22 protein-coding genes, 1 other RNA gene and 1 pseudogene are annotated in these 25,407 nt (G+C 47.5%); 5 read left to right on the plus strand and 19 right to left on the minus strand.

All coding sequences use genetic code 11. From position 1 onward, the window contains the following. Positions 1 to 26: 26 nt before the first annotated feature. Positions 27 to 1,262 carry an MFS transporter gene (locus HPY28_RS04385; RefSeq protein WP_173624301.1) on the plus strand — a complete coding sequence of 412 codons (1,236 nt, stop codon included), beginning with the start codon at positions 27 to 29 and terminating at the stop codon, positions 1,260 to 1,262. A gap of 71 nt (positions 1,263 to 1,333) precedes the next feature. Here HPY28_RS04385 and HPY28_RS04390 read toward each other — a convergent pair whose 3' ends face one another. From HPY28_RS04390 to HPY28_RS04430, 9 genes are all read right to left on the minus strand, one after another. After that, a complete protein-coding gene (locus HPY28_RS04390) occupies positions 1,334 to 2,200 on the minus strand; it encodes a universal stress protein (protein WP_174230125.1) in 867 nt (288 codons plus the stop codon). 163 nt (positions 2,201 to 2,363) lie between these two features. Beyond that, positions 2,364 to 3,425, minus strand: a complete 1,062-nt coding sequence (locus HPY28_RS04395; RefSeq protein ID WP_017247863.1) for an HD-GYP domain-containing protein — start codon at positions 3,423 to 3,425, stop codon at positions 2,364 to 2,366. Positions 3,426 to 3,546: 121 nt separating this feature from the next. Continuing rightward, entirely contained in the window at positions 3,547 to 4,404 is an 858-nt protein-coding gene (locus HPY28_RS04400) for a patatin-like phospholipase family protein (RefSeq protein ID WP_017247862.1), read from the minus strand. Between the two features lie 110 nt (positions 4,405 to 4,514). Next, the gene (locus tag HPY28_RS04405) at positions 4,515 to 4,826 is read right to left on the minus strand and encodes a hypothetical protein (protein WP_174230126.1); all 312 of its coding nucleotides are present in this window, start codon (positions 4,824 to 4,826) and stop codon (positions 4,515 to 4,517) included. Between the two features lie 48 nt (positions 4,827 to 4,874). After that, positions 4,875 to 6,437, minus strand: coding sequence for a solute symporter family protein (locus HPY28_RS04410; protein ID WP_371813423.1), 1,563 nt, complete (start codon positions 6,435 to 6,437; stop codon positions 4,875 to 4,877). Positions 6,438 to 6,526: 89 nt separating this feature from the next. Continuing rightward, complete coding sequence (locus HPY28_RS04415; protein ID WP_173624297.1) at positions 6,527 to 8,053, minus strand: solute symporter family protein; 1,527 nt, start codon at positions 8,051 to 8,053, stop codon at positions 6,527 to 6,529. Next, on the minus strand, positions 8,053 to 8,400 hold the full coding sequence (locus tag HPY28_RS04420) for a DUF485 domain-containing protein (protein ID WP_017247858.1): 348 nt from the start codon (positions 8,398 to 8,400) through the stop codon (positions 8,053 to 8,055). Before HPY28_RS04420 ends, HPY28_RS04415 begins: the two co-directional genes overlap by 1 nt. A 150-nt stretch (positions 8,401 to 8,550) precedes the next feature. Then, on the minus strand, positions 8,551 to 9,279 hold the full coding sequence (locus HPY28_RS04425; RefSeq protein WP_017247857.1) for a LytR/AlgR family response regulator transcription factor: 729 nt from the start codon (positions 9,277 to 9,279) through the stop codon (positions 8,551 to 8,553). After that, positions 9,279 to 11,030, minus strand: coding sequence for a LytS/YhcK type 5TM receptor domain-containing protein (locus HPY28_RS04430; protein ID WP_174230128.1), 1,752 nt, complete (start codon positions 11,028 to 11,030; stop codon positions 9,279 to 9,281). The genes HPY28_RS04425 and HPY28_RS04430 overlap by 1 nt, the downstream gene beginning before the upstream one ends. 131 nt (positions 11,031 to 11,161) lie before the next feature. Between HPY28_RS04430 and asnB the strand changes: the two genes are divergently transcribed. Further along, complete coding sequence (gene asnB, locus HPY28_RS04435) at positions 11,162 to 13,009, plus strand: asparagine synthase (glutamine-hydrolyzing) (protein ID WP_174230129.1); 1,848 nt, start codon at positions 11,162 to 11,164, stop codon at positions 13,007 to 13,009. Between the two features lie 52 nt (positions 13,010 to 13,061). On the opposite strand, the gene HPY28_RS04440 is transcribed toward asnB, so the two are convergent. Then, positions 13,062 to 13,598: a hypothetical protein gene (locus HPY28_RS04440; protein WP_083261742.1), complete on the minus strand. Its 537-nt coding sequence runs from the start codon at positions 13,596 to 13,598 to the stop codon at positions 13,062 to 13,064. Between the two features lie 207 nt (positions 13,599 to 13,805). On the opposite strand from HPY28_RS04440, the gene HPY28_RS04445 reads away from it, so the two are divergent. Beyond that, positions 13,806 to 14,987 (plus strand): NupC/NupG family nucleoside CNT transporter, encoded by a 1,182-nt coding sequence (locus HPY28_RS04445; protein WP_069852303.1) that lies wholly within the window; start codon positions 13,806 to 13,808, stop codon positions 14,985 to 14,987. Between the two features lie 77 nt (positions 14,988 to 15,064). Here HPY28_RS04445 and HPY28_RS04450 read toward each other — a convergent pair whose 3' ends face one another. The 9 genes and pseudogenes from HPY28_RS04450 to rnpB all read right to left on the minus strand — a co-directional run bounded on the left by HPY28_RS04450 (position 15,065) and on the right by rnpB (position 24,411). Further along, positions 15,065 to 15,379 carry a hypothetical protein gene (locus HPY28_RS04450; protein ID WP_174230130.1) on the minus strand — a complete coding sequence of 105 codons (315 nt, stop codon included), beginning with the start codon at positions 15,377 to 15,379 and terminating at the stop codon, positions 15,065 to 15,067. Between the two features lie 89 nt (positions 15,380 to 15,468). Continuing rightward, positions 15,469 to 17,511: a molybdopterin-containing oxidoreductase family protein gene (locus HPY28_RS04455; RefSeq protein WP_174230131.1), complete on the minus strand. Its 2,043-nt coding sequence runs from the start codon at positions 17,509 to 17,511 to the stop codon at positions 15,469 to 15,471. A 91-nt stretch (positions 17,512 to 17,602) separates the two neighbouring features. Next, positions 17,603 to 17,814: pseudogene (locus HPY28_RS30340) on the minus strand (DUF418 domain-containing protein); the annotation flags it as partial. A gap of 180 nt (positions 17,815 to 17,994) precedes the next feature. Beyond that, positions 17,995 to 18,675, minus strand: coding sequence for a hypothetical protein (locus HPY28_RS04460; protein ID WP_017247850.1), 681 nt, complete (start codon positions 18,673 to 18,675; stop codon positions 17,995 to 17,997). A 129-nt stretch (positions 18,676 to 18,804) separates the two neighbouring features. Next, a complete protein-coding gene (locus tag HPY28_RS04465; protein WP_017247849.1) occupies positions 18,805 to 18,966 on the minus strand; it encodes a hypothetical protein in 162 nt (53 codons plus the stop codon). 183 nt (positions 18,967 to 19,149) lie between these two features. Then, positions 19,150 to 19,635: a MarR family transcriptional regulator gene (locus HPY28_RS04470; RefSeq protein WP_174230132.1), complete on the minus strand. Its 486-nt coding sequence runs from the start codon at positions 19,633 to 19,635 to the stop codon at positions 19,150 to 19,152. Between the two features lie 97 nt (positions 19,636 to 19,732). Next, complete coding sequence (locus HPY28_RS04475) at positions 19,733 to 21,244, minus strand: monooxygenase (protein ID WP_174230133.1); 1,512 nt, start codon at positions 21,242 to 21,244, stop codon at positions 19,733 to 19,735. 162 nt (positions 21,245 to 21,406) lie between these two features. Further along, positions 21,407 to 23,743 (minus strand): S-layer homology domain-containing protein, encoded by a 2,337-nt coding sequence (locus HPY28_RS04480; protein WP_173624320.1) that lies wholly within the window; start codon positions 23,741 to 23,743, stop codon positions 21,407 to 21,409. 279 nt (positions 23,744 to 24,022) lie between these two features. Further along, an RNA gene (gene rnpB / locus HPY28_RS04485) (RNase P RNA component class B) lies at positions 24,023 to 24,411 on the minus strand. Positions 24,412 to 24,527: 116 nt separating this feature from the next. On the opposite strand from rnpB, the gene HPY28_RS04490 reads away from it, so the two are divergent. Further along, complete coding sequence (locus tag HPY28_RS04490; RefSeq protein WP_174230134.1) at positions 24,528 to 24,836, plus strand: iron-sulfur cluster biosynthesis family protein; 309 nt, start codon at positions 24,528 to 24,530, stop codon at positions 24,834 to 24,836. Positions 24,837 to 24,849: 13 nt separating this feature from the next. Then, the gene (locus tag HPY28_RS04495; protein WP_007724325.1) at positions 24,850 to 25,383 is read left to right on the plus strand and encodes a gamma carbonic anhydrase; all 534 of its coding nucleotides are present in this window, start codon (positions 24,850 to 24,852) and stop codon (positions 25,381 to 25,383) included. Positions 25,384 to 25,407: the final 24 nt, after the last annotated feature.

Raw genomic sequence — 25,407 nt, forward strand, 5'->3', positions numbered from 1 at the left:
ATAACTTTTTGGGAGTGAAATGACCTATGAAAGGTCTTTGGGGAAACAAAGTTTTTCTCACTGTCTTTATCAGTGATACATTAGAAAATATCGGTATATGGATCCGAAACATGGCCTTGCTCTACTATGTGATGGAGACGAGCGGCAACAATCCAACTGCCGTATCGCTTTTGACCGCTATCGAACTTGCGCCGATCTTGGTTTTTTCGATTATTGGCGGAGCATTAGCTGATCGCTGGAATCCGAAGCGAACGATGATAGCCGGGAACCTGTTGAGCGCCCTCTCTGTTTTAGTCATCGTGTATTTGCTCTGGCAAGGGATGTGGATCGCTGTATTCTTTGCGACATTTATCTCAGCTGTCGTGTCGCAGTTCTCCCAGCCTTCCTCTGCCAAGATGATGAAGCGTCATATTCCTGATGAGCAAGTTGCAGCAGCTGTGTCTATTTCACAAAGTACGGGTTCAATTTTTCTTCTGGTTGGCCCAATCGTCGGTACCTTCTTCTTTGAACATTGGGGCATCTACCCTTCCCTGTTAACGATGGCCGGCCTCTTCTTCGTCTCGGCACTGATCCTTTTGACACTCCCTACCTCAACTGCCAGTGCAACAGAGGAAGACGGAACTCTCCTTTCTGAGATTAAAGCAGGTTTTGCCTATGTAAAAAAGCGCCCAGCCTTACGCGGGCTTGCCGTTACCTTTGCGTGTCTGGGACTATCCTCGGGTCTTATCAATTCGCTGGAGGTATTTGTTATCACGGATCGTCTATTACTCTCCAAGGAAGCCATTCAATGGTTTACCGCATTAGACGGATTGGGTATGCTGTTGGGCGGTATTTTGGCTTCCATTTACCTGGATCGCCTGAATGGTCGTTGGGTCATTACAGGTGGATTGATTTTCTTCGCTCTTTCCGTCGCGGTAGAAGTTCTCTCTGTTTGGGTATACGTCACCGCAGCGATGCGCTTTTTCACTGGAATTGGGATGGCATTTTTACAGATCGTGATCGGTATGTTCATGATCAAGCTCGTGGATGAAGCGTATATCGGACGAGTGAATGGAACGATTTCACCGCTCATGGTCGGACTCATGATGATCGGTTCCTTTGTTGCAGGTCCGCTCATGCAGATGACTTCGTTGATTACGGTATTTCTGATCGCATCTGTCATCCTTCTGCTCGCTGCATGGGGATGTACACGAATCAAGTGGGATTCGGCCGAAGTTACACCAGATGGAGCAAACCATCTTCTCGAACACAAACAAGCGTAAACTCTATCGTAAGAGAATGCGCCCAAGCAAAAAAGCTGTCCACCAAGCGGACAGCTTTTTCTAAAATAATGCTATGTTTTCACAATGAGGAGTGGTGTTTTCGTACGATGAATCGTTTTAAATGTAACACTGCCAAGTAGCGTACCTGCCACTGCACCTTGGCCATGATGACCGAGCACAACCAGTCCAGCGTCGATTTCTTCAGCCGTCTGGCGGATCACAGTAGCTGGATCTCCAACCACGACCTTGCTTTCAAACGGGATTGAGGCAGCTGCAAGCATCTCCTCGCAAGGTTTTAACGTTTCACGTCCCCAACCTTCGAGAGTATTCATGTTATCCCAGCCTACGCCATATACACCTGCGTATGTGACTGGTGGGATGACAACAGACAAGAGTGTAAACGATACATCCGGGAGGTGCTGCCCCATCTCGACGGCTTTTTTCGCAGCTTCCATCGAATGATCGGAGCCATCTACTGCAATGAGTACTTTATTCCAAGGGAAGCGGCTATCATCTGTCTCCTCCGCAATGAGGAAGACCGGAACTTTGACATCGTGGAGTGTCGGATAGCTGACACTTTGCAACAGGAAGCCTGTAATGCGGCCGTAGCCATGTGTTCCCATTACGATGGCAGCATAGTCATTCGCAGCGTGCTTTGCAATGACTTCATGCGGCTCTCCGAACTCAATCTCCAGTTCATACGTAATACCTGCTTCTTCTACGATCGACAGGAATTTTTTGAGATCATCTCTTGCTTCATCCAATTGATAATCTTCTACAACTTCTCGTCCCAACCTTCTGACAACATTGCGTGAAGGGAACGGTGAGATGGCATGAAGCAATGTGATATCATGCTTATTTTTGGCGTAGGCCAGCGCAAAGCGGACCGCCTGAATGGACTGCGCTGAGAAATCGACAGGGACTAGAATACGGGACATAATGACACGTCCTTCCTCTTTTTCATCTGGCAAATGTGGTGTAGCTCTATGTATCCATCTGCCTTGAGTCCATTGTAGCCCTGTGAGCCCTACGTGTATGTAGGGGTTTTCCCTGATCTTGGTAGGGATAATCCCTGATAGGGAGTCCTATTCTTTCCATGCCCTAGTCCATGACAGCTGTGATAAAAATAGTAGGCTTTTCACTCAAATCAATGTCCGTGATCTCATGATCATCCACCATCCGCCGATTCGCCTGCTGGTCTCTTCGAATGACCCGAACGACTGGGCGCGAAGGTAAGCCTCTATTTTGGTCAATGATCACACCGATCTCTCCTGTCGACAGCTTCAGCGAGGTTCCTGTCGGGTACATAGCAATCGAGCGCAAAAAGTGAATGACCATTTTATGATCAAAACGTTTCTCCGCGAGCCCCATAACTTTTTCGCAAGCCTCATACGCAGGCAACGTCTCTTCTTCCTCTGAAAAAGGAGAGATGAGATTATCGTAGTAGTTACAAATCGCAACAATCTTGGCGAAATCATGAATCTCATCGCCAGTCAGGCCTCGTGGCTGCCCACTACCATCCACCCATTCATGATGCTGCAAAGGAACGTGAGCGGAGACAATGCTCATCTCATGTTTTTTTCGCAACAGATCAAAGCCCAGCCACGTATGATGATTGGTCTTGCTGTTCTTTTTGTAGGCTGGAGCTTCCTTGTCGACTGACAGCTTTCCAATGTCATGCAAGAGCGCTCCGATGGCGAGCTCTTTTAGTTGAGCCGTATTATAGCCTAATCCTACGCCCATTACTGTTGCCATCATGCACACATTCAAGGAATGAATGTACATAGCGTTGTCGGTCGTGCGAATTTCTCCTAGATTCAAGAGCACGCGACGATTTCTCAAGGTTTCGTCGATGATACTTCCCACTGATTTTTGAATGCCGCGAACATCAAAATTTTTTCCAGTCTGCACACACGAAATCGTTTGCGACAGATTGCGGATGGCGTCCTTCCGAGTGGTCTCTGTGATGACCTCCTGCTCCTTCACTTCATCAAGCAGCGGGTCTTTGATACTTAACATCGTGACGCCAAACCGACGCAATTTATTAATCATTCCGACTGTCAGCTGGACACCTGCATGCAAGAGCGTTAAGCCTTCACTTGTATAAATGCTTCGAGCCAAAACATCTCCTGGCTCTACTAGGTCTACATTCACATATTTCATGGGGTCTTTCCTCCTGATTCCATCCTCCCCTGATGCTTCTTCCCTATCTTCGCTTTGGAAAAACCTGTTTCGCATGATTTTGCCGAAAAAACATCCGTAATACCAGATGCCTTCTCATATTTCACCTGTTCCTGCCAAGACCAAGCCATGTACAAAGTCCAGAAAATTGGGTACGAGCATCCTGGTAGCCTTGTCTGTAATAATGCTCCAGCTTCTCCTCTTGACGTTCAAAACCTCGTAGAAAGGTACCCACTGGTGGTGCGATGACAAACGCTTTGCCTTCCTTCTGCATCTCTTTGACCTGCTCAATCGTCTCGTAATAGATACGAAAATGACGAATGAATGCTTGGCACAAGCGCGTACTTCTGGAAAAAAGACGCTCGACACGCCATAGCTGGCGCATCCACTCACCCGGAGGACAAGAAGAAGTAAGCACAATAATATGCTTTTGATTGCCATCAAGTATGGACTTCATGAAAGGGACCGGATGCACGATGCCACCATCCCATAGCTTACGTCCGTTGATCGTAACCTGGGGTGATAGAAACGGAAGACTGCACGAAGCCCGAATCACATGGAAAATATCCTCACAGTCGTCTTTCGTAAAGTAAACGGCTTCTCCAGACCCGCAATCCGTTGTGACGACGACAAATTGTTCCTTCGCTTCGCGAAACCGATCAATGGCGAACGGCTCCAGCTTGTAGGGCATCTCATTGAAAATAAAATCCATGCCAAATAGCGAGCGCTTCATGATCAAATTTTTATAGTGAAAGTATCGGGGATCGCGAATGTATTTCGTATGATAAATCTTGCCCAATCCGCTCTGCCTCGCCAAGTATGCCGCTCCATTGCACGCACCTGCTGACACGGCAACCACATACGGGATGTATAGCTCCTGCTCCATGAAGTAATCCAGAACGCCAGCGGTATAAATCCCACGGCTTCCCCCTCCCTGCAAAACGAGCCCGACCTTTTCCATATCAATCACCCATTTTGATTTCGTTTACCCGTAGTATGAATGGTTGCCCAATGAAACATGCAGGGCGGAGTCGTGCCCATCAAAAAACGACCCTCAAACGGGGTCGCCACTCAATCGTCTTTTTTCATCATGCTGTACTCATCACGGACCATTGCTACATTTTCCTCTTGTTGCGTCAACTCCAGCTTATAGAGGATATCGGCAAGCACCACGGCATAGATCAAGGTTAATTCCCCGGTATTGACCGGCTCTCGAAAGTAGCTCCCGATCATTTCATAGCCTTTTCGCTTATAGGATTCGGTCTCTTCCTCTTCCAGTGCTTCACATAGCTCTCCAATCAGATTATCCAGTGCCAGCCTTGCGCGCTCATAGACATCTGGCTGGTCATGTGATACAACGTCTGTCTCTTTCCTCGTACCCACCTTACCCCCTCCTCCTTCTACTCCTAGAGTGGGGCACGCGAAGAGGCTTTATGCAGATTCTTGTTCCGGTTTCTTCGCAGGTGGAACTCGGATTCCCGTCAACGCCTGAAACAGTACGCGTTGATACTTCATCTCCGCATCAGGATCAGGCCGATCCAGTAGTGTTCCGAGCACAGCTCCTAAAAAGCCGAGTGGTATGGAGACCAATCCAGGATTCGTCAGTGGAAAAAGTGGCTCCGCACGGATAAGTCCGGTGAAGGGATGCATAACAGTCGGTCCTAAAATGACCAGTACCACTGATGCCGTTAACCCAGTCAGGACGCCACAAATGGCTCCTCGCACGGTAAACCGCTTCCAATACAACGTAAACAACAGCAGTGGCAAATTCGATGATGCTGCTACAGCAAACGTCAGCGCAACGAGAATTGCCACATTCATTTTTTCTGCACCGATAGCCAACCAAATGGAGATCACGCCCACTGCCACTGACGAAAGCTTTGCCATGGTGACCTGTTCTTTTTCCGATGCCACCCCTCGTCTGATCAGATGACTGTAGACGTCATGCGCAAACGCAGAAGAGGCAGAGAGCACGAGTCCTGTCACGACTGCCAATATCGTCGCGAAGGCAACGGCAGCAATGTACGCCATCAAAAACTCTCCACCGAGAGCATCCGCCAAGAGCGTGACGGTCAGATTCCCCCCGAAGCCCACATTTTTCAATGCCTCGTAGCCTACAAACGTGCTCGCCCCGAAGCCGAGAAAAATCGTCATCAAATAAAAGGCGCCGATCACCCACGTAGCGGTGTAAATCGAATTACGTGTCGTCTTTGCGTCCTTGACTGTGAATAACCGGGAGATAATATGGGGGAGTCCGGCGGTACCGAGAATCAAAGCCAGATGCAGGGAGATCGTTTCCAGCGGATCATGAAGTTGATTACCCGGCTGTAAGAACTGTTCCTGAAGAGGTGTAATCGTACTCACATGTGAAAACATTTCGGAGAAGCTCCAATCAAAACGGGCAAACACGATCAGACTTAGGATCAATGTCCCTGTCAGGAGCAAAATCGCTTTAATAATCTGAACCCACGAGGTCGCCACCATCCCGCCGAACACGACGTAAAATGTCATCAGGCTCCCGACAACGAGGACAGCCGCATCGTAACGCACTCCCAATAAATAATGAATGAGGGCACCTGCCCCAACTAATTGCGCCAGCATGTAAAAAATCGTAATTAATAGAGTCGTACAGGCAACAACGCCACGCAGCCAAAGACTGTCAAACCTGACGGCAATCGCGTCTGCCAACGTATAGCGCCCCAAATTATGCAACGGCTCCGCGACTAAAAACAAAATAATCAGATAAGAGACAAAAAAGCCGATCGCATACACGAACCCGTCAAAGCCGTACATCGCAATCGTTCCTGCAATCCCCAAAAACGAGGCAGCACTCATGTAATCGCCTGCAATGGCAATGCCATTTTGTAACCCGTTCAAGCGATTTCCTGCTGCATAAAAGTCTTTCGTCGTCCCCGTCTGTTTGGCAGCTGAATAAGTGATCGCCATCGTTCCGATAATGACGGCAAGGAAAAAGATGATCGTCGTCACGGACAATACCTCTCCCTTCTTGCAAAAATGAAAAAAAGACCAGGGGTTAACCCCAGCCTTCTCTTCGTGGCATGAGCTTCCTACGATTACTGTTTCTACGCTGAATCTTTCATTCCTGTATTCGCTTTCACCAAAATTTCATCGTACTTCTTATCATCACGGGAGCTGGACATCAAGGTTCCGATCCATGCTGCCAAAAACCCTAAAGGGATCGAGACAATGCCCGGATTCGGCAACGGGAACAGCGCTTCGCCGACCAAAATGGCTTTTCCAGCTACAGGATTCCAAACGTTCGGACTCAACGCAACCAGAATGAGAGAGCTGAACAAACCAACGAGCATCCCGCTGATTGCTCCTGCCGTATTGAACCTTTTCCAGAAGATCGTGAATAAAATCACTGGTAGATTTGCACTCGCCGCTACTGCGAAAGCCAGCGCAACAAGGAAAGCCACGTTCAGATTTTGCGCAAACAAGGCAAGCAAGATGGAGACAATCGCGACACCGATTGACGCCCATTTGGCCATCTTCATTTGCTCCTTTTCTGTTGCTTTTCCTTGTCGTAATACGTGTCCGTAAAAGTCGTGCGCAAAGGCAGAAGCGGCAGTCAGCACCAGCCCAGCCACTACCGCGAGAATGGTAGCGAAGGCAACCGCCGATACGAAGGCAAACAAGAAGTTACCACCTAGTGCTTGCGCTAGCAGTGGAGCTCCCATGTTACCTGCGGGGTCCATATTCCCCGCTCCTACAAACGCTGCCGCTCCGAAGCCGAGGAAGATCGTCATGACATAGAAGGCACCAATGATCCATGTCGCGTACACAACTGATTTGCGAGCTGTCGTCGCATCTTTTACGGTGAAGAAACGAATCAAAATATGCGGCAATCCAGCTGTTCCGAGCACCAGCGCGAGATTCAGTGAAAGGGTATCGAGCCCCACTTTAAACTTGTTGCCAGGATTGAGGAATTGCTCTCCCAATGGGGTCACCGTCTTCATTTGCTCGAACATTTTCAAGAGATTAAAATCGAATTTGGCAAAAACCATCATAGAGATGATGAATGTCCCGACCATCAACAAAACCGCTTTGACGATCTGCACCCACGAGGTTGCCGTCATCCCGCCGAACACGACGTAGATCGTCATCAATGCCCCTACGATCAAAACAGATGTCGTGTAATCCAGCCCCAAAAGCAGCTTGATCAAGGCCCCTGCTCCGACCAATTGCGCGATCATATAAAAAATCGAGATCGCAATCGAATTGAGAGCGGCAACACCACGAACCTTTTTATTGTCAAAACGCGCGGCAATCATATCTGCCATCGTGTATTTTCCTAAATTACGCAAAGGCTCTGCTACCAAGTAGAGCACAACGAGATACGCGACAAGAAAGCCGATACTGTAGAAAAAGCCATCAAACCCACTCAGCGCAATCATCCCGGCAATCCCCAGGAAGGAAGCAGCGGACATGTAATCTCCCGCAATCGCGAGGCCGTTTTGCCAACCCGTCAAGCCTCCTCCAGCGGTATAAAACTCACTAGTCGTGTTCGTCTTTTTCGAAGCGTAAAAGGTGATGACAAGTGTCAAAAGAACAATGCCGAGAAAGAGTAAAAATGCAGTAACGTTCATTAGCCCCTTCCACCTGCCTCTTGTTTGATTTTCTCAACGAGTTGATCAAACTGCTCTGCCCGCCTGGTGTACAGAATACAGAGACCCCATGTCATAACGAACTGAGCAAAGGCAAATACCCACGCCCACGAAATGGCTCCAAACGCTGGTTGGTTCAGTACGGTGAAGTAAGAGGTTAAAATCGGAAGGGTAAAGTAAAACACGAAGAAAAAAATAGAAGATGGCAAAATAAACGCTTTTTTTCTTCTTAAGAGCTCTTTGAAAGTTGCTGACTGAATCACTTTTGCATAATCAACAGCATCCTTCTTTTGATCCTCGGCTTTTTTTGCCGAAGCGGATTTGCCCATGGGAACCTCCCCCTCATCTACAAAAATGTAAGCGCTTCCTACATTGTAGAGAATCCTTTTCTAACCGTGTATTTTTCTGCGTAAGATGTCGGGGAGAGTGTGTCAGTGGCAGATTTTTAGCCACGATCTGCAAACGATTGATCATCAGGCTTACTCCTCAAGACGTTTGAGCAAATCCTTGGCAGAGGTTCGAGATACGGGAATACGCGGTCTTCCTTCTCCCTTCAAAATCAGGTTGTAAGCACCGTTGAACCAGGGCTCGAGCTCGCTCACAAATTGAAGATTGACCAAATAGCTCTTGTGAGTACGGAAAAAGTCGTATGCGAAAAGCTTATCCGCCAGTTGTGTCAGGGTCATCCGCGTCGAGTACGTAGCCGTTTGGGTGACGATTTGCACATATCGCTCCTCCCGCACTGCATATACAATCGTCGCTGGATCAATGACCACTAATCTGCTATTGTCTTCTACCAACAGCTTGGTTCGTTTTGTCTGGACAGGCTCTGCTTTCGGTTTGACCAGACGCTCGCGTATTCGTTGCATCGTTTCTACCAGGCGCTTGGGCTCCGTAGGCTTCAACAAATAATCGACGGCGTACAGCTTAAACGCATCGATGGCAAATTCCTCGTACGCGGTACAAAAAACGATGAGGGGATGCTGCTTGCGTGATGCGAGCATTCTTGCTGCCTGCGCTCCTTCCAGCTCAGGCATTTTCATATCCAAGAAGACGACATCTGGTTCGTGTACATCGACCATTTCCAACAGCTCTCGCCCGTTGGTGGCATAGGGCAACAATTCTACGTCTCCTTCTTGTAACAATAAATAGCTCAGTTCTTCGCGTGCTAGTCGCTCGTCTTCTGCAATCATGACGCGTATTGGCATCAGGCACTCACCTCTGTTGTCATTGGAATGGTAAAGGTAATCGTACTGCCACCTTCTTGTTTATTGGCAAAATGAAGATGGGCATCTTGTCCGCACAAGCTGATCAGACGTTGGTTGACATTATGGATGCCAATTCCGTTGCCCTCCTTACTCTCCATTGGCACCTTTCCCAGAACTGGCAGCAAGTTGTCAGGAAAGCCTTCGCCATTATCTTCGATTTGAAAAACAACGTGCACATCCTGCCGTTTCACATGGAGTATGATCTCACCGCCGTTCGTGATGTCGCGAACACCATGCTGAATGCAATTCTCAAATAACGGCTGCAACGTACCAGGAGGAATAAGAGCTTCCTCTACCCCCGCATCAATGATCGTGCGAACGGCGAATTGCTCGGAAAATCTGATTTTGATAATTTCCAAATAAGCATGTAGGTGATCCAACTCCTGTCTCACAGTGACAAGCGGACTCGCTGTGAGCTTCAGGTTGAATCGCATGAACACACCAAGCTGAATGGTCATATGCCGGGCTAGCTGCGGATCAATTCGTATCAAGGTTACAATTGAATTCAATGTGTTGAACAAAAAGTGAGGATGAATCTGTGCCTGTAGCATCCGCAACTCTGCATCCTTCATTAAACCTTTCATTTGCTCCGTGAGAGATAGGGTCAATTGATTGGAGATCAGGTTGCCAAGCCCTTTAGCTAGTGCTTCCTGGACTTTTCCTATTTGTTGTGGCCTCCGATAATAGAGTTTGATCAGACCGACGACGCTGTCCCCCTCTTTAATCGGCACGAGTATCGCTGCATGCAGGTTACAATTTTTGCGCTTGCACCCGACGCTCTCTCGCGTGAATCCCTTATCGATTCCACCGCTATACAGAGCCCGCTTATCGAGCTCACTATTAAGTGCTTCTCCCGGATGATGATGATCTGCCCCCACTCCAACGTGCGCAAGAAGCTGTTCTCGATCGGTTACCGCAACGGCTGCTGCTCTCGTTTCTTTTTGTAAGACGAGGGCTGCTGACTGAGCCGTTTGCGGGGTAAGCCCCCTTTTCAGGTGTGGCAAAATTCTTTCCGCTATCGTAAAGGAACGCTCCGCCTCAATGGCAGCCGAACGTTCTGCCTCTTGCAAGGCAACCCGTATCATCGTCGTAAAAATCGCAATCGAAACACTGTTCGTCAGCACCATCGGAATCCCAATCACGTTAACCATGGTTCGCGCCAACTCGGGCGGAGCTGCCATGATCAATAAAAGCGACATCTGAATAATGGGCGCGAACATGCCGATGAACATGGCTTTGGACGGAGAAATAACCCGCTCCTGTGAGAAAAAACGTGCAACGTATCCTGCCAGCAACCCCGTGATCGGGATTGACAAGCCCATCGGTGCTGCGGCGAATCCTCCCAATTGAAAGACATGAAGCCCAGCAATGACACCTGCCCCCAGGCCAACGAGAGGCCCTCCGAGCAAACCTCCAATGACGACCCCTACCAAAGTAGAATTGGCGATCATTTCGTCATACGACAAACGAAAAATCCAAAAAGCAGGGAGATAGCTCTCCCCTTGCACGACCACTCCTGCATATGTACCTGCAATCCCAAACAATCCGAACATGACCGAAAATGCGATTGACGTCCCTACGTGCAATTCACGGTCTAAAAGCTGGCGAAACAACGGTGTCCTTGTCAAAATAAATGCTAGCGTCAAAAGAATGCCCATTCTTTCAATGAGCAATAACGTGAGATTGTCCACCGTAGCCTCCCTTAGTTTAAATCTTCTATAAATTCCGCATATTACCCTCATTTCCCTGCTGGACAGACAACCTCGCTAGGCTGATTGCATACGCTGTGTGTGCAATGCTCCAGGAGAAGGGTGATCATACCATGTGTGGAATTGTAGGATGGATTGATTGGGAAAAGGACTTATCTGGTGAACGTAATGTGCTGCAAAAAATGACCCAATGCCTCAAGGATCGAGGCCCTGATGCAGAAGGCTTTTGGCTGACTCCTCGTGCGGCCCTTGGTCATCGTCGACTTGTGGTCGTAGACCCTGCTGGCGGACAGCAGCCTATGTCGGCTCTCAAAAACGAACATGCCTGCACCATGATTTACAATGGTGAATTGTATAATACCGAGGATTTGCGAGCAGAGCTGCTTGCTTGCGGACATACCTTTCAATCTCACTCGGATACGGAGGTACTTTTGCACACGTATTTGGAGTGGGGCCCAGATTGTCTGTCAAAGCTAAACGGTATCTTTGCATTTGCGATCTGGGACGAACGCGAACAAAGATTGTTTGTCGGCCGTGACCGGATGGGGGTTAAGCCACTGTTTTATGCGCAAAGAGGCAGTTCATTTCTGCTCGCCTCCGAGCTAAAAGCCTTGCTTGCTCACCCCGAAGTCAAACCAGAGCTGTCGCGTGAAGGCTTGGCGGAGGTTTTCGGAATCAGTCCCGCTCGTACACCTGGCCATGGTGTTTTTCACAACGTACACGAGGTTCGGCCCGGCTCCTATCTGTTGGTAACGCGTGATAGCCTCAAGCAAAAACGTTACTGGCAGCTCGAAAGCCATCCACATACGGATGACCTAGCGACAACTGCTGAACGCGTCAGGGAGTTAGTCACGGATTCGATTGAGCGCCAATTAGTTGCGGATGTTCCCGTATCGACCCTTTTGTCAGGTGGGTTAGACTCGAGCATTATTACAGCTGTTGCGGCAGATCATTTTCAAAAAACAGGCCGCGGAACCCTGCACAGCTACTCCATTGATTACGTAGACAACCGAAAGCATTTCAAGGCGAGTGCTTTTCAACCAAATGAGGATGAACCTTATGTGCAACTCGTTACAAAGTTTCTCGGAACCCAGCATCACACGATTGAGTTCGACACAGACGATTTGATTGAATCCCTGAAAACAGCGACACTCGCCCGCGACTTGCCGGGGATGGCTGATGTGGATGCGTCCCTCTACCTGTTTTGCCGCGAAATAAAAAAAGAGACGACCGTCGTCCTCTCTGGAGAATGCGCAGATGAAGTATTTGGCGGATATCCGTGGTTTCATCGCGAGGAACTGCTGAATGCCGGAACGTTCCCTTGGTCGAGAGCGACGAAAGAACGTGCTTCCTGGCTTTCACCTGATCTTCGTGATTGGGTCAAACCTGAGGAATACGTTGCCATGCGATATGAGGAATCTCTCGATGAAGTCCCACATCTCCCAGGCGAAGACCCTCTCGAAGCTCGCCGACGGGAAATGTTTTATTTGAATATTACGTGGTTCATGAACACACTGTTGGATCGCAAAGACCGAATGAGTATGGCGGCCAGTCTGGAAGCGCGCGTCCCGTTCTGTGATCACCGTATCGTGGAATACGTCTGGAACATCCCATGGGATATGAAGACGCACGGGAATCGGGAAAAAGGAATTTTGCGAAAAGCTATGGAAGGAATCTTGCCTGATGAGGTTTTGTATCGCAAGAAAAGCCCGTACCCGAAAACACATAATCCCGCCTATACGGAAGCCGTTCGCTCTTGGCTGCTGGATATAGTAAACGACTCTTCCTCTCCACTGCTTCAACTGGTAGATGTTCCAACGATTCGAAAAATTGCCGAGTCAGATGCACAGGCTTCGAGCATTCCGTTTTTCGGTCAGCTCATGAGTACACCTCAGTTGTTCGCCTATCTCGGCCAGCTGGATTATTGGCTACGGGATTACCGTGTTTCCATTCGAGCCTAAATACCAAAAGCTCCTCGCCCCTTATGATTCGGGGGAATTGAGGAGCTTTTCGTTACTTTTTGGTTCTTCCCCGTTGCTTGGTTCTAGGTGCCGATTGTGGTTTCGGGTTGAGGGGAATGGTAGCAAGTGATTGATATCTCAGATCAAACTGCTCGCCTGAGCGTTTCATGATCGTGAACGTTTTGGTTGCGCCGACTCGGATCAAACGGTAGTCCACTCTTGTTTTTCTCCCTCCCCCGCTCAGTATCGCAGCTACGGTCCGATGATCCGGCAGATTCACTTTTATCTGCAACGACAACACAGTTGCAGGAAAAGGTGGGATTTCACGATAAGGAACACAGAGCTTACCTTTTAGTATCCGCAAATGGAGATTCCGAATCATCACTTCCGTCAATTGCTTTCCCCAATACCGGCGGAAAATACGGGAGATTTTTCGTTTAGTGTTGTATTTTTCGGGCAATGGCGTGTAATCCACACCGTTTACGGTATAAACAGGCTTTCCTCTCGGCGAATTCGCGATCTGAGTCCAGACATGCTCTGCTGAAGTGATAAACTGCTTGAGCCTCTGCAACTCATCCAAGGATTTCACCTCCTCCATAAACCGTATGGTGGTGGGCTTATGCTAGTACGCCCGATTTCAGCGTTCTAAACACAATGGACAATAATTCTGAACATACATATAAATTGCAATCATATTATCGAGATGATAGAATATAAACCGCTTTCACTTCTCTTGTCGGGGAGTGCGTTTTTTTGCCTTTTAAGTTTAGCACTATTTAATTTCTTGGAGGTTGTAATGAATTTCATCATTCCCATCGCTGGCTTACTCATCGTGATTGGGTTAGCATTATTAGGGAGCAATGGACGTAAACAGGTCAAATACAAACCGATCATCGTCATGATTGCTCTGCAATTTTTGCTTGCCTTTCTTCTTCTGCACACCAAGTTTGGGTTTATATTCGTTTCAGCCATTTCCAAATCGTTTGAAAAGCTTCTTGCCTTTGCTGCGGAAGGAATCAATTTCGTATTTGGTAATCTGGCAAACGACGGACAAATGTCCTTTTTCCTTGGTGTATTGCTCCCAATCGTCTTCATTTCCGTCCTCATCGGTATTTTGCGACACTTCAAGATTTTGCCGATTATCATGAAGGCAATTGGCTTTGTATTGAGCAAAATCAACGGCATGGGTAGACTGGAGTCATACAACGCTGTCGCTTCCGCTATTGTCGGCCAAAATGAAGTTTTCATCACTGTAAAAAAACAGCTCGGTTCCTTGCCAGAGCATCGTCTGTATACGCTGTGCGCATCAGCCATGTCTACTGTTTCGATGTCGATTGTCGGTGCGTACATGACGATGATTGAGCCGAAGTACGTCGTCACGGCCCTGTTCTTGAATCTGTTTGGCGGCTTTATTATCGCTTCGATCATCAACCCTTATACAGTGAACGAAGAAGAAGATTTACTGGAGATTCAAAGCAATGAAAAGCAGTCCTTTTTCGAGATGCTCGTCGAGTACATCATGGATGGCTTTAAGGTAGCAGTAGTCGTGGGCGCCATGCTGCTCGGTTTTGTTGCCTTGATCGCGGCTGTGAATAGCTTGTTCGGCATGATTTTCGGCTGGACGTTCCAAGAAATGCTCGGCTTCGTCTTCGCTCCTTTTGCCATCCTGATGGGCATTCCTTTTGCGGAAGCGATGACGGCTGGTAGTATCATGGCGACGAAGCTCGTAACGAACGAGTTTGTAGCGATGATCGAGCTGGGCAAAGTCGTATCTGAACTTAGCCCACGTACAGTAGGAATTCTCTCTGTCTTCCTCGTTTCGTTCGCGAACTTCTCCTCCATCGGCATTATCGCTGGTGCGGTGAAAGGTCTGAATGAGAAACAATCCAATGTAGTCGCTCGCTTTGGGTTGAAGCTGTTGTTTGGTGCCACGCTGGTTAGTCTTTTGTCTGGTGTCGTCGTCAGCTTTGTCCTGTAAGTGATAGGAGAAAGTGTCCCTCTGCCATGTGCAGTAGGGACACTTTTTTTTATGGTTTGTTTGGCGCTTCTAAAATTTCATAGGTTTGGGGCCATAAACTCCTCAGCTACCTTAATATCTTTTGCAAGCAGTAACTCTGGATATTTTCTGTCCACTCTCTTTATGCATTCGATAAAATCCTGACTGTTAACTCTTGCTGAGATATCCTCAAAAATTTCACTAAGCCAATACGCTTCTTGCTCTGTGCAGGTATCGAAGAACTCGATGGTTTCTAGAACATTGGCACTCAGTATTTCAGTCAACTTTCCCCAAAATTCATATACTTTCGGATCATTCAGGTGAAGTTCTGAACGTTCTTTAATCAGTCGCTTTATTTGATTGGAATCAAGCATAAGGAAACTTCCTCCCCTATTAGTGATCCGCTACATTCACGAAAAAATGGAGCAGCGAGTGCCCTGCTACAGTCGGGCACTCGCTGCTTTTATCGAATAATCTTTTCCACATCAACCCGTCCAGAGAAAAACGTCGCGCCTCCGCCCATATCCGCGATTCGGTCCGGTGTGAGGGCATTTACATAATGCTTCGGACCTTCGTTGTCTGCCCATAAGCCTTGGCTCACAACGACACCCGAGAGAACATTTTCACCCACAGCCGCCACGAGCTCGCACTCTCCCCGCTCATTCCATATGCGGACCATATCTCCATCACAAATGTCTAGAGCACCAGCATCCGCCACATTCATGTGTAAACGAGGTATTTTTTCCATCTTCTTATGTTTTTCATTATTCGAGAACGTGGAGTTCAAATAATTGTGATTGGGCCCTGGGACAAATAAATACGGGAAATCCCCATCATTCACCAATGGCGTGTACGTAGGTAATGGGGGCAGCCCTCGTTTTGCCATTGCTTGCGAGTAAAGCTCAATTTTTCCACTTGGGGTGGCAAGGTGTTCCAAAAAGAAAGGTTCCAGATTTGCTTTGGCATATTGCTTTTCTACCAAAGTTTCAAACGTGATTCCTTCCAAATGAGGATTGCCGTGCCCCTCTAACGCCTGTCTGACCATCTCTGTATCACTGTCTTGAAAAGCAGGTTCGTCATACCCCATGGCAGCAGCCAGCAAGCGGAAAACATCCGTGTTGGACTTGCTCTCTCCAAATGGGGCGATCACCGGCTGCTGAAGTTGAATGTAATGATGCCAATACGACGTGTAAAAATCAGTATTTTCATAAGAAGATGTCGCTGGCAAAACGATATCGGCATAAAGAGCCGTCTCCGTCAAAAATAAGTCATGTACGACCGTAAACAAGTCCTCTCTTGCCAGGCCTTGCCGCACTTTGTTTCCCTCCGGTGCGACAATGGCTGGATTACTCGTATAGACGAAGAGCGATTTCACCGGTGGATCTGTATCGAGCAACGCCTTTCCAAGTTCATTCATGTTGATGACTCTCGTCTGTTTATTTGCCAACAAATCTGGTCGCTGCACGGCAAGCTTGTTGTGCTCCAGGAAACCTTTGTTCCCTTTATTGGCCCCACCGCCTTTGACAAGCCACTGCCCTGTCAGGGCCGGAAGACAAGCAATCGTCCTTACACACATTCCACCATTGTCGTGATGCTGAATGCCATTTCCAATGCGAACAAAGGAGGGGGATGTCGTGCCATACATTCTCGCCAATTTGTAAATATCGTCGATAGGGACACCCGTTATGGCTGATACGGTAGCAGGATCGTACGTCTGTACATGCTCCCTGAGCTCTTCATGTCCTACCGTATACTTCTCCATAAAGGCTGAATCCACCAAGTTTTCAGCAAAAAGCACATGCATGATACCCAAAGCCAAAGCTGTGTCTGTTCCGGGTAAAATCGGGATAAACCAATCAGCCCATCGACCCGTCTGATTTTTATGGACATCAATCACGACGATTTTCGCCCCATTTTTTCGAGCCTGTTCCGCAAGCACCACTTGATGCATGTTGGTGCTAACCGTATTGATCCCCCACATGATGAACAGCTTGGTATGAACGGTGTCTTCCGGATCTGTTCCAAAGGCTCCGCCCATCGTGTAGCTGTACCCTACAGCCCCTGCACTGTTGCATATCGTACGATCAAGTTGACTAGCCCCCATACGATGGAAAAAACGGCGATCCATTCCTTCCACACTAATCCGCCCCATGTTTCCGTAAAAGCTATAAGGCAAAATACTCTCGGGACCGTCTGAGTCGATCAAGTCACGCCAGCGTTCGGTTATGGTAGTGATGGCTTCCTCCCAACTGATTCGAACAAACTCCCCGCTCCCTTTTTTGCCAATACGCTTCAACGGATGGGTGAGTCTCTTGGGATCGTAAATGCGCTCTGTCATGTTGCGGACTTTGTTGCAAATATTCCCCTTCGTCACCGGATGGTTCGGGTCCCCTTCAATTTTGACGATTTTCCCCTCTTTTTTATGAAGGAGCAATCCACATTGGTCCGGGCAATCAAGTGAACAGACTGCTGGAAAAACACCGTTTTCCTGGGTCGTATAAGTCATGGAGGTTCCCTCTTTCTCATAACTGTAACTAGCTTTTTACGCTATTATAATCGATTGAAAAAAGAAGGTACTACCCCTGCTGAATGAGAAGTTACTGATTTTTATTTACCAATCGTCTCATTACGATTTCTAATGGGCCGTTCAGCTTATGTTTTTCTAAAATCGTGGCCAATGCAGAGAAAGCATCCAAATACCCACGGCAATCAAAGCAGCTATCCTGTTACTAACATGTCCCCCTAAATCAAGTGCTACTGGTGACAAGAAAAGAACAAGCATCGCTTCATTCCATACAAAGAAGGTTAATTTACAAAACACTTTTGTATATAAGGAAGGTGTAGACTTATTTTACTATGATCTTCCTTTTGTCTAAAAAAACTATTCCGAAAAGGTACCTTTTCGGAATAGTTTAATGTCTTATCGAGGGATCACTATCGGTCCCCCACAGTTAGCGGTTGTATAAAAGTACAGCGACACAAATTTACGCTATCTTCTTGGATACGACTGCGGTGCGAGTCGTTGTTGATCCTTTTTTACAGGAGGTACATACGGTTCAATAGTCACTGGAATACCAAGTCTCTGTTTGTGTTCGTCCAACGTCGGAGTATCAGGATATATGTTGTCTTGAGTAATTTTGAATGGTTCTTCGAATTTTCCCCTATACGGATTATATTGGAGCGGCATATTGAACGACCCACCGCCGTAGCTGCTCGTCGTTGTATAGGTCGTCTCTTCATAATGTATCCTAGTTGGTTCAACTGTAAAGGTCATCTGAACGTCTGGACCATCCGATTTTCTCGATGATTTGGAAGGCTTTTTGACCGTTTTCTTTGGTTGCTTTTTTGATGCCGTCTGTACGGCCTTTGTCGATGACTGCTTTTTCGCTTCTGTGCCAGGCATGCTTGCTACCAACTCTGATGGGGTTGACTGAACTACTGGTTGTTCAACCGGATACGCCGATACATTGGGTGGCCTCGTCCCTTGATTGGCTAAATCCATAACCGGAGTCGAAACTGACAAATGCGAAGCCGAAGCCGTTTGCGGTGCTTTTTGGACATTCTTCGCGTTTTTCTGATCGGCTTTTACTTCTTTAATCAACGTTGGCCACAGGTATGCATTGAAACCTAGCAACGCTACCATAAGCGTGATTCCTGCTACTTTTTTCATTATCACATTCTCCGTTGCTGTTTGATTTGAAGTGTAAAAAGTATGAGAACTATAGAACTATAATATGGAAATTATACGTTATCAGGCTAATGATTTCCAGAATAATAGCCTGAACCCTATTTCTACGCTTTAACAAACGCTGTCACGATCCCCCAACATTCTTGCCTCTGCGATTGGGGTCCCCAACTTGGTTGGGTGTTTAGGAGCATACTGTGTTGCAAGTATCGGATCGGCTCCGTAATCCAATAATAGCTGTACAAATTCTAAACGGTTGTCCTGAACTGCACGCATTAGGGTCCATCCCAGCTTTCAAAAATAAACGTAGCCTATCTTTATGATTATTCTTGGTGATAATTATGTTTCTTGAACCTATGTTACTAGATCAACGAGACAAACCGTTTCAGTTGTCAAGAGGCCCCCGAGAACAATGAAAAGGGCCCCATCAGTGTGATGGCGCCCCTTTTGTCTACGAGTTTAGAAATCCCAATCCAGCAAGTCCTCCAGCAGTTCGCGGGAAAATGCTAATTGCTCAGGTGTGTATTTATCCAGAAAGCGCATAAATCGCTGTTCAATGTCCTGATGCATCCGGTGATGAATCTTATACAGCTTTTGTCCCTTTGCCGTTAGCCGATAGTACACTTCTTTCTTATTATCAACCAGCTGTTGCCTTTTAATGAAATCAAGCTTCCATAGCTTCTTGCTAATTCGGGTTATGGACCCTTTCGTTAAGTTGACTTTTTCCGAAATCGTGGTGACATTGATGGGACCATGATCCCCGATACAGGCAATGAAATGAATTTCGGATAGCGTAAGGATTAGCTTCATCCCCATCTCGGATTCCAGCATCTGCATCTCTTCTGCCATTCGTGCAGTCAATTTGCTTTCTCGCAGCTCTTGCTGCGTGACTAGCTGAATATAAAGCTGTATGATCCTCTGCTTGGAAAGCTCTGTGCTTTGCATATCATGTCTCCTAGATAACCATCTCCTCTCCATTATACACTGATTGTTTCGAGAAAAACAATTTCATTTTGTTTTGCACGAAACAATCCTGTTGCAATCAATCATGTCCGCACCAGTGGATGACTCCTTTCCGAATCGCTTCCATCGGATTAGACTCCTCCTGGGAAACTGCCCATGCGATATATCCATCCGGTCGAATCAACGCTGTATGCACGTCAAGCCAATCAGCAGCCCCCTTAGCAAGCGACGCGCGAACTACATGGACATGCTTGTATTTCGACCAATCTAAAGCAGCGTCCAATCGTTCATCCGAGTCAAAATGTAGCAAGAGGAATGAACCAGAATGAAAAAGCTCGTATGCATTCTGGCACTCACCGTTCTCCAGATGCAGATTCAGCTCTGTAAAACGTCGACCGTTCAATACATGCGGCTGCGTCTCTCCATTCGGTTCATACTGGACATGGAAGGCAGAGATTTGGGTAGCCAGCCGATAATTTGCCTCGGGTATTTGCAGCAGGGTGGACAGCATATTCCTCAAAGCTATGACGGATGGAGAGAATTCCGAACTACCGAACAGCAGCGATTGCACCTGTGTATTTGTTAGCAATTCAGTATTGATGGGGAAACGCTCCATATGATAGCTGTCCAACAGCCAATCCGGTGCCCAGCCTTTTAATTGGGCCGCCAGCTTCCAACCTAGGTTGATTGCTTCTTGCAGACCAACGTTCATCCCCTGTCCACCAGCTGGAAAATGAATATGCGCTGCATCTCCCGCCAGGAAAATTCGTCCCTCCCGATAACGCTGAGCCTGCAAGGTCGCATTGCCAAAACGAGTCATCCAAAACGGATCGGAAATCCCCAAATCGTCTCCAAGAATACGCAGTAAACTAGCACGCAGTTCCTCCAATGAAACTGGTTCTTCCTTTGGCACTGCCATTCGCTCCGGATCGATCAACACCACCCGATGCATCCCTGCTGGCAAGGGTACAATCATGACCAAACCTTGCTCATTAAAGTAGGAAGGAATTCCTGATTCCGGCGGATTTTTCAAAACGACATCCCCTTGCATAGCCGTAAAAGTCGCATTCTTACCGATAAACGGAATGCCTGCCTGCTTGCGGACAATGCTGGCAGCACCGTCTGCACCGACCACATAGAGTGCCGTCAGCACAACCTTTCCATTCGGACCGACAGCCTCAACCTCAACCCCATGCTGATCTTGGTGTACGGCCACTACCTCCTCTTCCCTGCGTATTTCCACCCCAAGGCTTTTTGCCCACTCCTCTAGTACCTTCTCCGTGTCATGTTGGGGAATAATCAGTGTGTAGTTGGAGGAAGAATCTAAGACAGAAAAATCCAAGCGTGTATCCAGTGCTGCAAAATGCCCTGTCGTAATCGGCTTTCCTTTATCAAGTAATTTCGTTTTCAACCCGCGCATATCCAGGATTTCCAGTGTGCGTGGATGTAAAGTGAGCGCCCGTGAATAAGGGGTTGTTTCCCTTAAGCGCTCAAGCACGCATACCTTCACTTTGGCCAACGCCAGCTCTGCAGCCAGCATCATTCCAACTGGTCCACCGCCAACAATAATCACTTCATAATCGAATCGCATGAGAACCACTCCTTGTTTTTTGTTTTGCGAGAAACAATTTGAATATATCACATCCTCTTTTAATTGAAAATGTTTTTCAATTAAATACTTACTAAAGACTATCCTACAAATGAAAAGGCGACCCCTTCTCGAATCGAGCAAGAGATCGCCTTTTTTATTTTCTTATCGTTTGGCTACGACAATCACATATACGTAACCTTGATCGTTTGTCCACAAATCCACTTTATCCTTGGAGGAAAGATCGCTTTCTTTCAAGTCATTACCGTTGTAGTATTTGATCTTCGCGTCTTCTGTCATCTTCAAGCTCGTCGATACATCATTGAAGAATACGTATTTGTCTTTGTTCACACGGGATTCAATTCCGACGAAACTCACGTTTTCCTTCGCCAGCTTTCCACTGACGGAAGCAGCAATGACATCGCCGTCACGATCAAGGGTCAATGTCACGTACTCAAATTGATCGACGTCTTCAATCGCATCCTCATCCGTTACATCGTACGTCTTGCCGTTAACCTCAACTTTCGCGGAAGTCACCTTGCCGTCATCGTTTCGAACCTCAACAGAATCAACCACGCCGCTTACTTTCCTAGGCGCACCTGTAACGGCCTTTACTTTGCCAGCGTTATTGAGTGTCAGCGTGTACTCGGTGTCGTTGGATGCTGCATCGCTGTCAATCGTGACGCCGGACAAGAGCTCATACACTTTCCCGTTCACGGTAATTTTGGAACCGGATTTTTTCGTCACGTAGCCTTTTACGGTTTGCTTTTCCAATGTCAGCTCCACAATGTCATTCGTGCCGACGTTGTATTTCCACGTAAGGATACGGTGGTCATTAAACTGATCGGTTTTAATCGTCGTTGGAGATACGGAGCTGCCATCTACAGTCAGCTTCGCATTGGTCAAGATGTCGTAGGTTTTCCCGTCGATTTTCACAGTTGCCAGTTTTCCTGCTTGATATGCGGTTGTGTCTGAGACCAGCTTGTTCGTAGCTGCACCTACACCCTGCTCTACTTTGATCAGATTTCCATTCTTGTCAAACGTAAGAACTGCAATTTGACCGCTCGTCAACTCATCTAGTTCATCTACTTCGTCTTCGTCTACGAACAACTCGGTATCTTCATGCACCTCGTAATTAACACTGCCAACGCGAATCCGGTTCTTGTCTGTATCAACAGTGATAGTATCCGTGAGGCTCAGCTTTGTGTAAACAAGCTCAGATACTTTGCCGTCCACGTTGAGTGTCAGCTCGACTAAGTCATCTTTTTCGATGTCAGAGAACGAAGCACTTGTTTCTTTTGCTTCTGGATGCGCCTTGCCTTTGATCGTTGCTTTGGAATCCAGAACATAGGTCGTACCGTCTACTCTTAGTTCATTCTTCGAGTTGGAACCGCTCACGGAAGATACTTTTTCCACAATTCCTTTTGTCGTGTTGTCGCTAATCGTGATGGACTTGATCTTGCCATTGTCGCCGACGACTGCCACAAACTTTTGGCCGATGTGAGAGCGGCTTACATTTACGCCATCTTCTACTTCCAAAACGACTTCTCTTCCATTAACGATTGCCTTGAATTTCTTCTCATCGCCTACAGCCGTTGTAAAATTAAGGCCAGTCTTCACGATTCCTTCGACGATTTCGGAGTCAGAAGTAACAACGGTGAGGAACGCCACTCGGCCGTTTTTCGCAATGTATTCCACCTGCGCGCCTACGACCAGATTGCCGTATACTTGCGCGGAATCAGCTATTTCGATTTCTTTGTTTTGTCCGACTAGTTTCAGCTTTTTGTCAGACTTGTCATACGAAGCAACTGCACCCTTTACTACTGGCAGCTTCTGAATGGTTCCTTTTGCATTGCCATCTTTGTCATAGTAAGCGCCGCTTGCGTATACAGGTGTTTCCATAAACTTATCTGTATACTTTGCCACAATATCACGCGGAGCTGCTGCTGTCGGTGTTTCTTTTGCATCGTAAATACCAGCTCTGTCTGCTTCCAGTAAGTACGGGATGTACCACTCGCTTGAAGCTGATGGACGAACGTCGATCTTCAAGCCTTGAACGTATACGGTCAGTGCTTCCGCAATTTTTACGTTGTTGTTAGGTTTGAATGTACCATCCGGATAGCCCTTGATGATGCCTTGCGATACGGCTAGATTGATATAGCCTGTCGCCCAGTGATCTGCAGGCAGGTCTTTAAAGGCTGTCTTTCCTTGCAAGAGCTTTGCTTGTGCATCTGTGTACCCGAGTGCCAACACCGCAACTTTGGCGAACTCCGCTCTCGTCACTTCTTTATTCGGCTTGAACGTGCCATCGGTATACCCTTTTAACACACCAGCATAATTCAATGTCAGAATCGCGTCTTTATTTACGTTTCCTCCGATATCGGAGAATGGCAGTGCCGTAGCAGCCAATCCGGTACCCGGCAACGCAAGCGATCCAGCCAGAACAGCTGTCGCCAATAATTTTTTGAAATCCTTACTTGCTCGATTCTTTTCTTTTTGCAAAATAAACCCCTCCATCAATGTAACAGTTTTATCAGTTCATTCTCTCCAGCAGACACTCCCATTTGAAGAAATGATGGAATTGTCCGCAGTAGAACTGTTTTCTTCGGCCGAATGCTCTTTTTAGACGACAAGATTTCCGAAAAAGTTTCAGAGCTTGTTCACGGTAAATCATTCCACTGTTCTTCAAACATGGATAGGTAGCGGGTTCACGATATTTCGCAGAACGTAAAAAAACCACCTGAGATCTCAGGTGGTTTTACATTTCATTCCAGCAGGAAATGCTATAAGCCAGGTTCTGTCTCTCCCGTGCTTCAAGCGGGGCAATCCCTCGCACCAAGAGTGGTAGCCATCTATCTATGGCATCCGAAGATACCATCCGTCCTTTCCGTTTGATTCCTTCAGGACGGTTCCCCTACCTAATTTGGGTTTCTCGCTCGCAGGGTTTACCGCGTTCCATCTTTTCTGTCGCCAGAAAAGCTACGTTTCTGTGGCACTTTCAGCGTACTCGGGCCTCAGAGAGAGCCCTTTCCACGCCGTCAGCAAGGTTTGCACCTCACTGCCCTGGCTTGCACCAGGTACGAACACTCCAGGCATCTCAGCCTGGGCGAGCCTGGACTTTCCTCTACCGCCAATCGTCGAAACGATTGCGGCAGCGACTACCCACATTTCCTGCACATCAGAATCAGTAACATTTACTCTATCACATGCCTCATGCATGGTCAACAAGCAGGATTTGGAAGCTCCATTTGTAGTACAATAGAAATGGCTACAAGGAGGTAGGACGATGATAACCATTACTCCAACTGCAGTAGTACGTCTTGCACAAATGATCGCGGAAGAAGCGGATGCTGAACAGCTCGGAATCAGACTCGTCCCGACTACGACGGGTTGTGGTAGCTATACATATAGCATCGCCATTACGGAAGCGGACAAATACGATATTGTCCAAGATATTAGTGGGATTCATTTCTTTTATCAAACGCATGAGATAGACAAGCTCTCCGGGACAGTCATCGACTGCGATCCTGCAACTGGCCGCTTCTCCATTTTCCATCCGCGCCCGATGCAAACAGATTGCTCGCTTACTCATTGATTAGGAGGTTACTATGCTGCTCTTATCATTTGAAAACATCAAACCAAAGATTCACCCTACTGTTTTCCTGGCAAAAGGCTCCGTCGTTTCTGGCGATGTCGAAATCGGAGAGGATTCTTCTATTTGGTATAACACCGTGATCCGCGGGGACATCGCTCCGACTGTCATTGGAAAACGCGTCAGTGTGCAAGACAACAGCACCCTGCATCAAAGTCCGAACAACCCGTTGATCCTCGAAGACGAGGTGACCGTTGGACATAATGCCGTTCTACATAGCTGCGTGGTACGACGCGGTGCATTGATTGGAATGGGTGCGATTGTTTTGGATCGTGCGGAAATCGGGGAAGAAGCCATGGTTGCTGCGGGTGCACTCGTTCCTCCAGGCATGAAGGTGCCTCCCCGCTCGCTTGTTGTCGGCAATCCAGCGAAAGTAAAACGCGAACTTAACGAGGCAGACTTGAAAGAATTCGTACGCATTCGCCAATCGTATGTAGATAAAGGAAAGATGTATCGCCAACTGGAAGAAAGCCCGCTAGAACGGGAATAGGAAAAGGAACAGGGAGATCGAGGG

Origin of the sequence: Brevibacillus sp. HB1.2 (assembly GCF_013332495.1) — a bacterium.
Taxonomy (GTDB): Bacteria; Bacillota; Bacilli; order Brevibacillales; family Brevibacillaceae; genus Brevibacillus; species Brevibacillus porteri.